Origin of the sequence: uncultured Litoreibacter sp. (genome assembly GCF_947487515.1) — a bacterium.
Lineage (GTDB): Bacteria > Pseudomonadota > Alphaproteobacteria > Rhodobacterales > Rhodobacteraceae > Litoreibacter.
Window position 1 is genome coordinate 905,857 of the sequence record NZ_CANKWO010000001.1, and the last position, 14,473, is coordinate 920,329.

The 14,473-nt window shown below is 55.4% G+C and carries 15 protein-coding genes; 8 read left to right on the forward strand and 7 right to left on the reverse strand.

What is annotated here, in order from left to right; genetic code table 11:
- Together Q0746_RS04445 and Q0746_RS04450 are read right to left on the reverse strand one after the other, a co-directional pair.
- Positions 1 to 984, reverse strand: a complete 984-nt coding sequence (locus Q0746_RS04445) for an ABC transporter permease (RefSeq protein WP_298257597.1) — start codon at positions 982 to 984, stop codon at positions 1 to 3.
- 144 nt (positions 985 to 1,128) lie between these two features.
- Positions 1,129 to 2,202: a substrate-binding domain-containing protein gene (locus tag Q0746_RS04450; protein WP_298257599.1), complete on the reverse strand. Its 1,074-nt coding sequence runs from the start codon at positions 2,200 to 2,202 to the stop codon at positions 1,129 to 1,131.
- Positions 2,203 to 2,412: 210 nt separating this feature from the next.
- On the opposite strand from Q0746_RS04450, the gene Q0746_RS04455 reads away from it, so the two are divergent.
- The 4 genes from Q0746_RS04455 (at position 2,413) to Q0746_RS04470 (ending at position 8,173) form a co-directional block, all read left to right on the forward strand.
- The gene (locus Q0746_RS04455) at positions 2,413 to 3,228 is read left to right on the forward strand and encodes an alpha/beta hydrolase (protein ID WP_298257601.1); all 816 of its coding nucleotides are present in this window, start codon (positions 2,413 to 2,415) and stop codon (positions 3,226 to 3,228) included.
- Positions 3,229 to 3,499: 271 nt separating this feature from the next.
- Positions 3,500 to 4,594 carry a carboxynorspermidine decarboxylase gene (locus tag Q0746_RS04460; RefSeq protein ID WP_298257602.1) on the forward strand — a complete coding sequence of 365 codons (1,095 nt, stop codon included), beginning with the start codon at positions 3,500 to 3,502 and terminating at the stop codon, positions 4,592 to 4,594.
- Between the two features lie 26 nt (positions 4,595 to 4,620).
- Positions 4,621 to 5,862, forward strand: a complete 1,242-nt coding sequence (locus tag Q0746_RS04465; protein WP_298257604.1) for a saccharopine dehydrogenase family protein — start codon at positions 4,621 to 4,623, stop codon at positions 5,860 to 5,862.
- A 121-nt stretch (positions 5,863 to 5,983) separates the two neighbouring features.
- On the forward strand, positions 5,984 to 8,173 hold the full coding sequence (locus Q0746_RS04470) for an NADP-dependent isocitrate dehydrogenase (protein WP_298257606.1): 2,190 nt from the start codon (positions 5,984 to 5,986) through the stop codon (positions 8,171 to 8,173).
- 185 nt (positions 8,174 to 8,358) lie between these two features.
- Here Q0746_RS04470 and Q0746_RS04475 read toward each other — a convergent pair whose 3' ends face one another.
- Positions 8,359 to 8,637, reverse strand: coding sequence for a DUF3572 domain-containing protein (locus Q0746_RS04475; protein WP_298257608.1), 279 nt, complete (start codon positions 8,635 to 8,637; stop codon positions 8,359 to 8,361).
- Between the two features lie 97 nt (positions 8,638 to 8,734).
- Between Q0746_RS04475 and Q0746_RS04480 the strand changes: the two genes are divergently transcribed.
- The gene (locus Q0746_RS04480) at positions 8,735 to 10,147 is read left to right on the forward strand and encodes a diguanylate cyclase (RefSeq protein ID WP_298257610.1); all 1,413 of its coding nucleotides are present in this window, start codon (positions 8,735 to 8,737) and stop codon (positions 10,145 to 10,147) included.
- A gap of 1 nt (position 10,148) precedes the next feature.
- On the opposite strand, the gene Q0746_RS04485 is transcribed toward Q0746_RS04480, so the two are convergent.
- From Q0746_RS04485 to Q0746_RS04500, 4 genes are all read right to left on the reverse strand, one after another.
- Positions 10,149 to 10,652: a periplasmic heavy metal sensor gene (locus tag Q0746_RS04485; RefSeq protein ID WP_298257612.1), complete on the reverse strand. Its 504-nt coding sequence runs from the start codon at positions 10,650 to 10,652 to the stop codon at positions 10,149 to 10,151.
- Between the two features lie 5 nt (positions 10,653 to 10,657).
- Positions 10,658 to 11,041 carry a hypothetical protein gene (locus Q0746_RS04490; protein WP_298257614.1) on the reverse strand — a complete coding sequence of 128 codons (384 nt, stop codon included), beginning with the start codon at positions 11,039 to 11,041 and terminating at the stop codon, positions 10,658 to 10,660.
- Positions 11,038 to 11,619, reverse strand: coding sequence for an RNA polymerase sigma factor (locus tag Q0746_RS04495; RefSeq protein WP_298257616.1), 582 nt, complete (start codon positions 11,617 to 11,619; stop codon positions 11,038 to 11,040). The genes Q0746_RS04490 and Q0746_RS04495 overlap by 4 nt, the downstream gene beginning before the upstream one ends.
- 72 nt (positions 11,620 to 11,691) lie before the next feature.
- On the reverse strand, positions 11,692 to 12,168 hold the full coding sequence (locus tag Q0746_RS04500) for an EF-hand domain-containing protein (protein ID WP_298257618.1): 477 nt from the start codon (positions 12,166 to 12,168) through the stop codon (positions 11,692 to 11,694).
- A gap of 193 nt (positions 12,169 to 12,361) precedes the next feature.
- Here Q0746_RS04500 and Q0746_RS04505 point away from each other — a divergent pair, with 193 nt between their 5' ends.
- The 3 genes from Q0746_RS04505 (at position 12,362) to Q0746_RS04515 (ending at position 14,472) form a co-directional block, all read left to right on the forward strand.
- Entirely contained in the window at positions 12,362 to 12,766 is a 405-nt protein-coding gene (locus Q0746_RS04505) for a DUF983 domain-containing protein (protein WP_298257620.1), read from the forward strand.
- Positions 12,767 to 12,802: 36 nt separating this feature from the next.
- On the forward strand, positions 12,803 to 13,393 hold the full coding sequence (locus Q0746_RS04510) for an NUDIX hydrolase (RefSeq protein ID WP_298257621.1): 591 nt from the start codon (positions 12,803 to 12,805) through the stop codon (positions 13,391 to 13,393).
- A gap of 77 nt (positions 13,394 to 13,470) precedes the next feature.
- Positions 13,471 to 14,472, forward strand: a complete 1,002-nt coding sequence (locus Q0746_RS04515; RefSeq protein ID WP_298257623.1) for a lysylphosphatidylglycerol synthase transmembrane domain-containing protein — start codon at positions 13,471 to 13,473, stop codon at positions 14,470 to 14,472.
- Position 14,473 lies beyond the last annotated feature (1 nt).

The window sequence follows — 14,473 nt, forward strand, 5'->3', positions numbered from 1 at the left end:
TCAGCGATACCGAATTCTTGGGTCAACGAGGGCAAGAAGAATGTCTGAGACCAGCATTCCCACGATGGAAAGGGCGCTCAGCAACAAAATGAAGGCGCCCGCAAGATACATGTCCTGCGTCAGCAAGGCGTCCAGCATCAACGGATCGGCCGTCGGCAGCGACAGGACTACCGCGACGATGGTGGATCCGGAAATGATTTGCGGGAAGGCCCAGCCGAGCGTTGAGACAAACGGGTTCAACGCCAGACGCACCGGATACTTCAAAAGCAGTTTGGTCTCGCTAAGCCCCTTTGCACGGGCCGTGACCACATAGGGTTTTTGCAGCTCGTCCAGCAGATTGGCCCGCATGATGCGAATGAGGCTGGCCGTCGAGGACGTGCCGATAATCACCACGGGGATGATCATATGTTTCAGCAGGTCCAACATCTTGGCAAATGACCAGTCCGCATTCACATATTCACTAGAGAACAAGCCAGTGACGTCTGATCCGAAATGCACCACGCCGATATACATCAGCACCAAGGCAATCAGGAAATTAGGGGTCGCGAGACCGATAAACCCGATGAAGGTGATGATGTAATCCCCCATGGTGTACTTGCGCACCGCCGAAAAAATGCCAAACGGCAAAGCCACAGCCCAAGTGAACAACATGGTCGAAAAGGCCAATATCACCGAAAGCGCCATGCGTTGACCGATCAGCTCGGAGACGGGGCGATCCCATTCGTAGGATTGCCCAAAATCGCCTTGAATGGCGCCTGTAATCCATCGGAAGTATTGCACCGGATGCGGGTCGTCCAAACCAAAGCGAATGCGCAGGGCTTCGATGCGGGACGGGTCCATGTCATTGCCCTCGGACACCATGCGAGCAGCCAGAGAGGTTACATAGTCACCTGGGGGTGCCTGAATAATGATGTAGGCAAGAACCGAGGCTGCGAAGAAGAACGGTATCGACCAGATGATCCGTCGCACAATATAGCCTAACACCTATCTTCCTCCCCTGACCGATTGAACGGCCCCAGAAAATTGATTGTTTGATTTGATGATACAAACACACATTGTTTGACGTGGGAAGATAAATCTTGAGGCAACTTCGATTCAACGCAAACAGACTGCGCCAAACACGATGTCCTAACCTGTGCGGCGCCCAGTACTGGAGTGCGTGATGATCTGCGGCATAGACATCGTCACAAGCGGCGCAGCATCTGGATAAGTCATCCGCCATTCCGCTGTTTCGCAAACTGCCTGTGCAATAGATTCAGCCGACCGCCCGACTGTGGTAAAGAACCCGTCATGCAAGGACGGCACGCTGGTCGAACATATCCGCAGAAGGCTGAGATCTTGAGGCACCTTGATGTCATTTTCCGCCAAGATCTCACGTATTTTGGCAGCCGGAAAACGACCCCAGACAATCAAAGCCGTCGGCCGAATGTCCGCAGAGAGTGACTTCCATTCTGCCAGCACATCTTGCAATGCCGGCGCCGCCTCATCGGCTCCATCCATATTGGCGCGACGTCGGAACACTTCTGCTTTCGGAACCGAAGTGACCTCGGATAGGAAATCAAATATCTGCTCAAAATCGTTCTCTTGAGGCATCCCCTCACGGTTCTCACAAACCAACCCTAACCTATTGTGATCAAGTGCATTTAGATGACGGATAGCGAGGCGCATACTGGCACGCGGGTTGCGGGCAACGATGTCAAAATCCATGCCCTCCATGTTCTTGCCTTCTACAACGATATGGCGCGCACTGCGCTTTGCGAGCTCTAGCAAGCCCGTCGACAGGCTGGAAAGTCGCGGCTGCACGATACACAGATCAAACTGCCCTTCCCCCATCAGCGACACCAAATCTTCTTCGTTGCCATAGGCCACGGAAATGACGCGACAATCGACTTGTGTCAGCTGGTCCTGAACCGCTTCGGCAACATGATCCCCGCGCTCATTGTGGGCGTGGTGGTGCAATAGCAAAACACGGCGCAAGTTGGATTCGGCCTTGCGACCGTTCGGAAACGCCTGTGGAAAGGCGACCCGAGTGCCCTTTCCCACATGAGACTCGAGCACACCTTCTTCATTCAGTGTTTTGAGCGCTGTTTGCACCGCATATTGCGTCACCCCATGGCGCGCCATCAGCTCGCGTATGGTCGGAAACTTGGCCCCAGACTCAAGCGCAAGCGCTGTATCTCGTAGCTGCGAAAGCAGATTCATGCACCACTCCCATTGACTTGTGCGCCCATGTCTATCACAAACGAATTCAATCAATCAATCAATAAAGAGGGATCAAACAGCCTTCCAACCGGCCCCATCTTCTTGTTTTCATTGGCGTTCTAACGGGAAATCCCTGTGCCAATGCAGAAGAACTCACTCCCCAAATGGAAGCGGCTCCGTCTTACAATACAGTAGTGGAACAAACAATCTATGCAATCCATCAATGAGATTTTTGATCACGTGACGCCGCCGGCGAAAGACAAAACGCCGATCACAACCTGTAAGACCGATCCACGATTTAGCTATACCTTCTACATCCCCCCCACCCTGTCGCCCAAAACATCGCTTCTTACTGTGATCCACGGCAACATGCGCAGCGTGGAGCGGACACGCGACGCCTTTGTCGATTTTGCGCGTTGGAATGACTGCGTGATCATGGCCCCCCTGTTTCCGCTGGGTGTCTTGGGGGATGACAACAAGGATGGCTTCAAATTCATCCAAGAGGGCGACATCCGATATGACCTTCTATTACTTGAAATGTTTGCAGAGGCGCGTGCCAAGTTTGGCCTAGAGACCGAACAGATGGGGATTTTCGGCTTCGCTGGTGGCGCTCAATTTGCCCAACGGTTCACACTATTGCATCCCCACAAAGTGAAAGCGGCGTCAATTTCGGCACCGGGTTCGGTGACGCTTTTGGACCCAGACAAAGACTGGTGGATCGGAATTGGCGACACCAAGGAGCGCTTCGGCATCGAGGTTGATGTAGATGCGCTCGCCAAAGTGGCCTTTCAACTGGTCGTCGGCACCGCAGATGTGGACCCCGGCACCAATGAGACCAGTGCGTCATGGATTCCAGGCGGTCGCATAGCCGGCGAGACAGCCCATGAACGCGTGCGCTCGCTCGAGGCATCCCTAAACGATAACAACATCAAGGTGCAGGTCGATCTAGTGAGCCGTAAGGGCCATGAGCTGCTGGACTTAGTGCTGCCCTCAAAGCTGTTCTTTAAGGAAGCGCTCGCTCATTAAGCCAGAGCACTGGGCTGCCCCGCACCTTTCATGAAGGTTCTTTGCTGAAACCACATGTGGGGCAAGCTTGGCTGAAAACTTGGGCGTTTGCTTCTAGCCAGCTGACAAAGTTAAGCGTGATGATCTTGCACGAATAGCGTAACTCGTCCGCAGGCGCATTTGGCTGAATTCCTAGGTCGCTACTTCCTCCACCAACATTGCAGAACCCCAACGGTGGCCCTATTATCTGGGCTCTCGAACGCGTGAAAAAATTCCACAGAAAGTCTTTGCCGTGCAAACCCCCTACTACCTCATCGACAAATCTCGTCTCCGTCCCAATTTGGAAAAAATTGCATGGTTGCGCGACGCGTCCGGAGTGCGTTGTTTGCTTGCCTTAAAGTGCTTTGCCACTTGGTCCGTATTTGATTTCATGTCGGAATATATGGACGGCTCCACCTCATCTTCATTGTATGAAGTTCGCTTGGGCGATGAAAAATTTCCCGGCGAAACACACGCGTATTCAGTCGCTTATGCGGATCATGAGATTGCGCAGGTTCTGGCCTGCTCTGATAAAATCATCTTCAATTCCATCGGGCAACTCACCAAGTTTTCCAAGGAAAGCTCAGGGCATATTCGGGGGCTGCGTGTAAATCCTGGCGTCTCGACGTCGGAGTTTGACCTTGCCGATCCTGCCCGCCCCTTCAGCCGCTTGGGCGAACATGATCCCAGCGCGATTGACGCCGTCGCGGATCAGATCAGCGGGCTCATGTTTCACAACAACTGCGAAAATGCCAGCTTTGAGCGATTTGACGAAATGCTGTCTTTGATCGAGGACCGGTTTGGCTCCGTGATACAGAAAATGGACTGGATTAGCTTGGGCGGTGGCATTCACTTCACCGGTGAGGACTACCCGCTTGAGATATTCGCCGCACGGCTCAAGGCGTTTGCGCAAACCTACGGGGTACAAGTATATCTGGAGCCGGGAGAGGCCGCGATTACGGGCGCGGCAACCCTTGAAGTGACGGTACTGGACACCCTGCACAACGGAAAAAACCTCGCCATTGTCGACAGCTCCATTGAGGCGCATATGCTTGATCTGCTGATCTACCGCGAAGCCGCAAAAGTGACACCAAACACCGGCCCGCATGAATGGACCGTTTGCGGGAAATCTTGCCTCGCGGGCGACATCTTTGGCGAGTTCAGGTTTAGCAGCCCCCTAAAGGCGGGTGACCGGCTTTCGCTTCAGGACGCTGCAGGGTACACGATGGTAAAGAAGAACTGGTTCAACGGGGTGAAGATGCCAAGCATCGCAATCCGTGAGCTGGATGGAACCACACGATTGGTGCGTGATTTCGACTACGACGATTTCGCCACCGCACTGTCTTGAAGACAAAAGAAGAAGGTCTTGGATATATGAAACGCAATGTTCTTATCATTGGCGCAGGTGGCGTCGCGCAGGTCGTCGCACATAAATGCGCGCAAAATAACGATGTTTTCGGTGATCTTCACATCGCCAGCCGGACAATTTCCAAGTGTGAAGCCATCATTCAAAGCGTCCACGACAAAGCCGCGATGAAGCAAGACGGCGTATTCAAAGCCCATACAGTAGACGGCATGAATTCGGCCGAAGTAGCAGCCTTGATCACTTCGACATCTGCTCAGATCGTCATTAACGTCGGCTCTCCTTTCGTCAACATGACCGTTCTCGAAGCCTGCATCCAAACGGGCGCCGCCTATATCGACACGGCTATTCATGAAGACCCTGCCAAGATTTGCGAGACACCGCCTTGGTACGGAAACTACGAATGGAAACGCCGCGACGATTGCGCCGCCGCTGGGGTTACCGCGATCTTGGGCGCGGGTTTCGATCCGGGCATGGTGAACGCATTTGCCCGCTTCGCCGTGGACGAGTTCATGGACAAGGTGACCTCCATCGACATCGTAGATATCAACGCGGGCGATCACGGGAAATATTTCTCGACCAATTTTGATCCTGAAATCAATTTCCGCGAATTCACTGGCACGGTGTACAGCTGGCAAAAGGGTGAATGGACACAGAACAAAATGTTCGAAGTCGGCCGCGATTGGGATCTTCCCGTTGTTGGCAAACAGCGCGCCTATATGTCGGGCCATGATGAAGTTCATTCCCTCGCCGCGAATTATCCAGAGGCGGATATCCGGTTCTGGATGGGATTTGGCGATCACTACATCAATGTCTTCACTGTGCTGCAAAACCTCGGCCTGCTGTCGGAGCAACCGGTGACAACCGCTGAGGGCCTTGAAGTTGTCCCGTTGAAGCTGGTCAAAGCCGTGCTCCCTGACCCATCAAGCCTTGCCCCGAACTACACCGGAAAGACCTGCATTGGTGATCTGGTAAAGGGCATCAAGGACGGCAAGGAAGTCGAAGTTTTCGTCTACAACGTCGCGGATCATAAGGAGGCCTATACCGAAGTGGGCAGTCAGGGCATCTCTTTCACCGCGGGGGTTCCACCTGTGGCCATGGCAATGCTGATCGCCGATGGCACCTATGACACGGGCAGCATGGTCAACGTCGAAGAGCTGGACCCGAAGCCGTTGTTCACCTTGCTGGACACCATCGGACTGCCCACCCGCGTCAAAGATGCAGACGGCGATCGCGCATGGAACGGTGCATGACATAATCGACTGCATTTCCGTTAAAATACTTGCGACATATCGCATCGTATACCACGGCATACAGTAGACGACTCTCTTGGCATGCGGTATGGGTCCCCCAACCCAACCCAAGAGGTCTCTTATGTCTGACATCATCTACACCAAAGTGGACGAAGCCCCCGAGCTGGCGTCCGCCTCCTTCTTGCCAATCATCCAGAAATTCGCCGCCGCTGCTGGCGTTTCGATTGGCACCAAGGACATCAGCCTCGCTGGTCGCATCCTGTCGCAATTCCCTGAGTTCCTGAAGGAAGACCAGCGCCAGTCTGACGATCTTGCAGAATTGGGCCGCTTGGTAAAAACCGCTGAGGCCAATGTCATCAAGCTGCCAAACATCTCGGCCTCTGTCCCGCAGTTGGTGGCCGCGGTGAAAGAGCTTCAGTCGCAAGGTTTCGCCCTTCCCGACTACCCTGAGACCCCAAGCACAGATGCTGAGAAAGCCGTTCGCGCCAAATACGATGGCCTCAAAGGCTCTGCAGTGAACCCCGTTCTGCGCGAAGGCAACTCGGACCGCCGCGCCGCAAAAGCCGTCAAAAGCTTTGCCCAAAACAACCCGCACCGTATGGGGGAATGGACCGCCGACAGCAAAACCCGCGTCGCCTCCATGTCCGGCGATGACTTCCGCTCTAACGAGGTCTCCGCGACTTTGGCGAAAGAAGCCACAGCGAAAATCGTGTTGGAAACCGCCAATGGTGAAACCGTGCTGAAGGACGGCATCAGCTACCCCGCAGGCACCGTTGTCGATGCAACCTTCATGAGCGCCAAAGCCTTAGGGGCGTTTCTGAGCGATGAGATCGAGAAGACCAAGGCTGAGGGCACGTTGTTCTCTTTGCACATGAAGGCGACGATGATGAAGGTCTCCGACCCGATCATCTTCGGCCATGCCGTCAAAGCCTTCCTTGCCCCTGTGTTCGAGAAGCACGGTGCGGCAATGGCAGAACTGGGCGTGAACCCGAACTCTGGCATGGGCGATCTGCTGGCCCGCGTTGACGGCAATGCCGCGATCATGGCCGACATTGACGCCTGCATGGCATCACGCCCGCCGATGTATATGGTTGATTCCGACAAGGGCATCACCAACTTGCACGTCCCATCTGACGTGATCATCGATGCCTCCATGCCTGCGCTGATCCGCGCAGGCGGCAAGGGCTGGGGCCCAGACGGCAAAGAGGCCGACACCAACTGCGTCATCCCGGATGACTCCTACGCTCCGGTCTATGACGAAAGCATCAAATTCTTCAAAGAGAATGGCAAGCTGAACCCCGCAACTGCAGGCACGGTGCAAAACATCGGCCTGATGGCGCAAAAAGCCGAGGAATACGGCTCCCACCCGACCACATTCGAAATCAAAGAGGCCGGTACGGTTAAAATGATCCTCGACGACGGCACCGTACTGCACAGCCACGCAGTCGAGGCTGGCGACATCTGGCGTTCGGCATCCGCCCGCAAGGCCCCGATTGAGGATTGGGTCAATCTCGCGATTGATCGCCAGAAGGCTGAAGGCAGCCGTGCCATCTTCTGGCTCGACGCAACGCGCGCCCATGACGCCGAGTTGATCGCATATGTAAAGCCGATCTTGGAAGCCAAAGGCGTTGCCGACAAATTCGAGATTATGGCCCCACGTGAAGCCACACGCGCCTCGCTGGAGACCATCACCAAGGGCGAAAACACCATCGCAGTTTCGGGCAATGTGTTGCGCGACTATCTGACTGACCTGTTCCCGATCTTGGAGCTGGCGACCTCGGCCAAAATGTTGTCCATCGTGAAGCTGATGAACGGAGGCGGCTTGTTCGAGACAGGTGCCGGTGGTTCGGCCCCGAAGCACGTTCAACAGTTGATGGAAGAAAACCACCTGCGTTGGGACAGCCTTGGCGAGTTCTGCGCATTGGGTGAAAGCCTGACATTCCTTGCCAACGCTAAAGGCAACGAGAAAGCCCGCGTCTTGGGCGAAGCCGTTGATGCCGCAACCCAAGGCATTTTGGACAATGGCAAATCGCCGTCGCGCAAAGTCGGCGAGCCTGACAACCGCGACAGCCACTACTGGTTCGCGCGTTACTGGGCTGACGCACTGGCCGCGCAATCCAGCGACGCCGATCTGGCCGCCCATTTCGCACCAATCGCCAAAGCGCTGGCCGAGGGCGAAACCAAAATCACCGCCGAGCTGGCGGCGGCTCAAGGATCAGCTTCCGACTTGGGCGGCTATTTCCACGGGGACGCTGCAAAAACCGCAGCGGTGATGCGCCCATCTGCAACGTTGAACGCAATCATCGACTAAGCCGCAAGGTTACAGTCACAAAAGGGCCGCGCTGCATACCGTAGTGCGGCCCTTTTCACGCTTTGCGAGTTGTTTCATACGCCGCAGGGCAAAAGCGCAAAATCTACCTATCGCAGGCCCGCATGACGAAAGATCGATGCCAAGCGGATCCAGTTTCCGCCCCGTTGATCCCCGCCGCTGTTGGACTAGGTCCAGTTCGGCACTTCACCACCTGGAAGGAATTGCCGTGCCATCATCGGCTGGCGATAATCCAGCTGGTTGTCATCGCAAAACCCCGTGACCCAAGCGTCATCCATCAACAAGAAATCGAGGACCGATCCCAGAAACGCCGGATCTGCTGCCTGCGCGCGAACGCTATCGATGGACGAGCCGCTGGCCCCTAAGAACACCCCCATCAGATCATCAGAGGCAGCAATCCACCTCAGCGCCGTCAGGGCCAGTTCTTCTGCTTTTTGCGGGGTCATAGAGCGGGCTCCAAACTTGGTAAATGTTTCTTAACTCTTCGCAGAACACACTGCTTGCCATCAAGAGATGATTCCCATCTCAGGAGCAAAAGCGCACATGGCTGGCCGCATTCTCATCATAGATCCGCTACCAACGAACAGAATGGTCTTGAAGGCCAAATTGTCGTTAGCTCACTATGACGTCAACGTCGCCGATGGCGTAGATCAAGCACGTGAGCTGACCCAAACACATCTGTTCGAAGCCATTTTGATTTCCTCGGCCCTCGTGGATTTCACCGAAAACTGTGTTCTGACGTGGATGACGGCCGCTCAGCAGCAAAGTTGCGCGGCAAGTACCTTCATTTTCATGCATGATTTTGCGCAAAGTGATCAAAACCCCGAGCTGTTGGAGCAATGCCTCAATGCAGGGGCAGATGATGTTCTCACGCGCCCCTTTACCGAAGATGTCTTGTTGGCCCGCATTCGCAATCTGATGCGCGATAACGCCTATAACAGGGAACTGAACCTTCCCGCCTTACAACAAGGGCTTAGCGCAGACGATCAAACTCCTGCCCTTGCCCCTCCGACACATACGGTCATCGCGCAAGTCAGCGTCACCGATACACCGCGATTTTCAGCCCGCGTCAGTGGGTATCTTCACGATTTGAACCAGTGCATCCCTCCTCCAAACCACGTCAAATCCGTGCCTCTTTCGTTGATCACGCAACCAGACCCTACGACGAATGAACCTGATGTCGTTCTGTTGGTGGCTCAAAACGGGGCAACGGAACGCGCATTGCTGGTCATGTCACAGCTCTTGTCCCGAGCACGCATGCAAGATGTCAGAGTGATTGTCGTTCTTGAAACCCCTTCTCCCAAACAGACCGCCCGTGCGTTCGATATGGGGGCACATGATGTATTGGCCCTAAGCGCAGCCCCCTCTGACACTGCCACGCGAATTCAGGTTCAAGCGAACACCCGCTTTGCTATTCGAAGCCGAAAAAACGTGGTTCGTGAAGGGCTTAGACTGGCTGTTATAGACCCGTTGACGGGGTTGTATAACCGGCGCTATGCGGCCAGCCGGTTGCAAGAAATTCAACGCGACTGCCTGAGTGCGCGCGCCAGTTTTGCGGTATTGGCCTTTGATGTAGACCATTTCAAGGTTGTGAATGATCGCTACGGGCATTCTGTCGGGGACGTGGTTTTGACAACTCTTGCAGAAACGCTGCGCAAAAACCTGCGGGACGAGGACTTGATTTGCCGCACAGGCGGGGAAGAATTCCTTGTCGCGCTCCCCAAAACCGACAGCCTGCAAGCCACAGCCACCGCCAATCGTTTGCGCCAACTCGTCGGTGCCATGGATATCGCGGTGGAGGGGCAATCCGCACCATTGCAGGTCACGGTCAGTGTCGGGCTTTCCATCCAGAACGGGCAGGTCCCGATTTCTGACATGTTGGAACAGGCCGATCGCGCCCTTTATCAAGCGAAGGCGCGTGGCCGGAACGTTGTGGCGATCGCGACGGCGGCTTAACTTAATCTTTAAGCCACTTCTTCCGTTTCCCCCCCCGTTTGAGTGCATGTTGCAACCTGTCCGCATAGGCGATCCGTTGTGCTGGCGTCATTGAGGCGACACGGTCTACCAGCACGATTTGCATCTCGTCGGAGCGACCTTTTATCATCTGTTGTTGCTGCTGCAAAAGAGCGGCGAAAGCCTCTTGGTCAAACGGTGACTGCTTCAGCAAATCTGCGGCCTGTTGGGCAAGCCCCCCCAGCTCGGCCCGAAACTCGCGATTTTGATCTTTACGGCCTTTGCGCAAGGCTTTGCCAATGGCCCGACGGTCAGTCTGGTCCAGTGCCCGACCGTAGATGCCGATCGCAGCGGCTTCAGGTCCTTTGCCCCTGTCACGCCCTGCCCCATGCCGCCCGCCTTGAAAAGCTGCGCCAATGACGGCCCCGATTACCAGTACATTCACCGCCAAAGATACGATCAGCGCGATTTTGATACGACGCGGGGTTTGACTCTTTGTGTCATCCATCTCCATCACCCTTCCTCAATCCAGTAAACATCGCCCAACAAGGCGTGACTCATTACGCCGTCGGCCTCAACATCCTCCTGCCAGCCGGCCCATGTCGTGGCGAACTCGGGGTTCACAAAACCCAAATATACCCCCACACATGCGCAGGCCGTCAAACCGCCCAATGCCGGAAGCCCCCCGATATCTTCGAAAAACTGAGCCCACCAAGACATGCGCCGGTCGGGCGCCTGCGGGATTTCTTTCGCAAATTTCGCCTGTGTCATCGCGGCATCTGACGCGATGCGCGACAGAAGATCAGCGGAGGGAACAGGCGTGTCCTGACGGGCCTGTTGGAAAAAACCTTCCAACTCCAAATCCGCCTCTGGGTTGGTTTTCAGATCGTCCGTCATGATGACAACTCTTCCTTTTGAGACGTCAGAACCTTCGCCAACGTCCGTTTCCCGCGGGCCGTCAAACTTTCGACGGCCTCCACGCTAATGTTCATAACTTGTGCAATCTCAGGGTTCGACAGTTCTTCAATGTGGCGCAGCACCACGGCCTGTCTTTGCCGGTCCGGCAGGCTGGCCAATGCCACGTCCAGAGCAGCCATCCTGTCCGATCGTATCATCTGTATCTCAACCGAAGGAGTGGGATCCGGCGGCTCGGCCATATCATCCAACCCGACATTTACTCTGTTTCGTTTGCGAATTCGGTCAATGCACAAATTGTTAACCACACGGTAGAGCCATGTGGCAGGCTTCGCCTCGCCTGTTCGCCAGTCAGGAGCAATACGCCACAACCGAAGCATGGCCTCTTGCACCACATCCTCCGCCTCGGCCAAATCCCCCAACATACGCCGCGCAAAGCTCAGCGCGAGTGGAGACAGTCGCAATGTCAACGCCTCCGCCGCCGCACTGTCACCATTGGCAAACAGCACGATTAACGCGTCATCGTCGAGTTGATCAGATTGATCCAGAGCCATATCCATCTCAAGCGATACTAACCGATTGTGGCGGTAGGGACGACCGTTTTGTCCGCCCCTACGTTTCGATTTTCAGGCTTAGTTCTTTTGTTTGCGACCCTTGCCCTTTTTGCCCATTTCCTCGAACTCGGCCTTGGAGATTTCGCCATTTCCGTCCTTATCGAGGCGTGAGAACCTGTTGCCTTTGTTCTTGCCGCCAGCATCAACCATCTCTTCTTTGCTCAAGGAGCCGTTCCCATCGGCATCCATACGCTTCATCATCTTGTCCACACGACGCTCCATCCGGCCTTCTTTGCCTGCTTTCGCATGGGCCACCAATTCGTCGCGCGACAAAGAGCCGTCGCCGTTCGTGTCGGCAGAGGCGAAACGCGCATTCCGGTGCGCCTGCATTTCCGCCTTGGTGATGCTGCCGTTGCCATCTGCGTCGAGCTCTTCAAAGGTGACGCGGGGCCCATGCCCACCCTTGGCTTGTGCCATCATCGGTGTGAAAGCCAACGCAAGGCCGACGCTTGCCAAAACCAGTTTCGATTTCAAATTACCTGCCAGTCGTGCCATCTTTAGTCTCCATTTTTTAACATTTAGCGACCAGACTTGGCCGCCGATATGCACCTTTAACGCAGCACATCAGATGTTCCGTCGCACCGTTGCGCATTTTTTTCGCGCCCCCCTCACCCGAGACATCCTGTCACCCTGCAATCGACAACAGAACCGCATATGATACGGCTCTAAGGGAAAAGGTATTTTGACCATGGCCACTGATACACCGAACGAAGAACACCTGCGCGAAGTCAAACCCGCTTTGCTGCGCGGCTGGAAACAGAAGTGCCCCTCATGTGGGCAGGCTCCTATCTTTTCGAGCTTCCTGAAGGTGCGCGACGAATGTCCCGTATGCCATGAACAACTCAGCCATCACCGCGCGGACGACGGGCCGGCCTATCTGACGATCTTGATCGTGGGCCACATCATCGGGCCGCTTTTGTTGTGGTCTTTCGTGAACTTCGAACCGGACCCCCTCATGATCGCCATCATTTTCACCATCGGGTCCGTCGCCCTGTCGCTGTATCTTTTGCCTCGCCTCAAGGGGGCCGTTGTCGCGATGCAATGGGCCAAACGGATGCATGGGTTTTCTGGCCGCTCCGCGTCACCTTTATAGGTTGTAGCAGTGCAAAGCTCGGGCCACAGTGGCGACATGACAGATATTCCCATTCGAGATGCCGCCAGCGTTGTTCTGCTGCGTGATACCGCTACTGCGCCCAAAGTGTTAATGGGTCAGCGCGGCAAGAACGCAGCATTCATGCCTAACAAATATGTTTTCCCAGGTGGTGCCGTTGATCCTGAGGATGCGACAGCCGTGCTTGCTGGCACGCCGTCAACCATCTGCCAAACCCGACTTGGATCCGCTGGACATGCGCTGATTGCGGCCGCGATCCGCGAGACATGGGAAGAAACCGGCCTGACGTTAAGCGGATGTGGTGGGTTGCACTATTTCTTCCGCGCCATCACCCCTCCGGGGCGCCCACGCCGCTTTGACGCACGATTTTTTCTAGGTGACGCCAGCGCAATGACGGACATGGATCTAGACGATTTTTCCCGCGCCAGCGACGAATTGCGTCATCTGCACTGGGTGCCGCTGTCCGAAGCGCGGGCGTTGAACCTGCCGTTTATCACCGAAGTGGTTTTGGCCGAGGTCGAAGCCCTTGCGAACACAAACACCCCGCCAAAAAGCGTGCCGTTTTTTGACAACAGCACAGGAACCTCTCGTTTCTTGCGCATTTCCTAGTGCTTCGCGTATTAATGTTCAGAAGTTAGAAACAGTTCCACATTGCTGCCCTATTTTGTCGCTAGCGCAAGGGGGACATGACATTGATCGACAACATAGCCCCCTCCTCGGCCGAGGCCTCGACTGTTCCGAAACGCGCTTGGCGCGATCGGCTGCTGTTTTGGGGGCTAATTGCCCTTTTTGTATTCGGCTTAGCCGGACTTGTCAGCGCCACTGGCTGGCAGGCCACTTGGGCGGAGCTGCAAAAACTTTCCCTTTGGCAGATGGGTGTTCTGCTGCTCTTGTCACTTGCAAACTATCTGGCACGTGGTCTGCGGTGGCATTACCTAGCACGACGTCTTGGCCTTGAGATCGACGTTCACCACTCTCTCATGCATTTCATCGGTGGCTTTGCCATGACGATCACTCCGGCGCGGATTGGTGAATTTGTGCGACTGCGCTGGATCAAGCGAATGACGGGCTGGAACGTAGAGCGCACAGCTCCGTTGCCACTGGCCGACCGCGCCTTTGATATGGCCGCAATGGGTGCGGTTCTTGGCCTTTCGGTCCTGTTGTGGGGACAAGGGGGAGTGACCGTGATCCCCGTTGCATTGATCGCCATTGCCGGAGCGTTAGTGATCACCCGTCCCAAACTGCTCACCAAACTTGTCGAAAGCCTATACGGGCTATTGCGACGTTGGCCGCGGATGTTTGCAAGCCTACGTCAAGCCGCCCGCTCCATGAGCCGCTTCAGCCAAATAGCCACATCTGGGCCAGCCTTTGCCCTTAGCGCATTTGGGTGGATGGCTGAATGCTATGCCTTTTTCTTGCTGCTGCAATGGATGGGGGCCGACGTGGGTCTCGCCGCCGCGACCGTCATCTTCTTGTTCTCGGCCCTTGCTGGCGGCTTAACCGGAGCACCAGGTGGTCTTGGCGGCGCAGAAGCCTCGATGATGGTTTTATTGACCATGAACGGCGTGCCGATCCATGTGGCGCTGGCAGCGACAACCGTCATCCGAATTACTACTCTTTGGTTTGCGATCGCCTTGGGCGCGCTGACTTTCCCCTTCGCCGAAGCCTTCTCAAACAAGTCGAACTGAT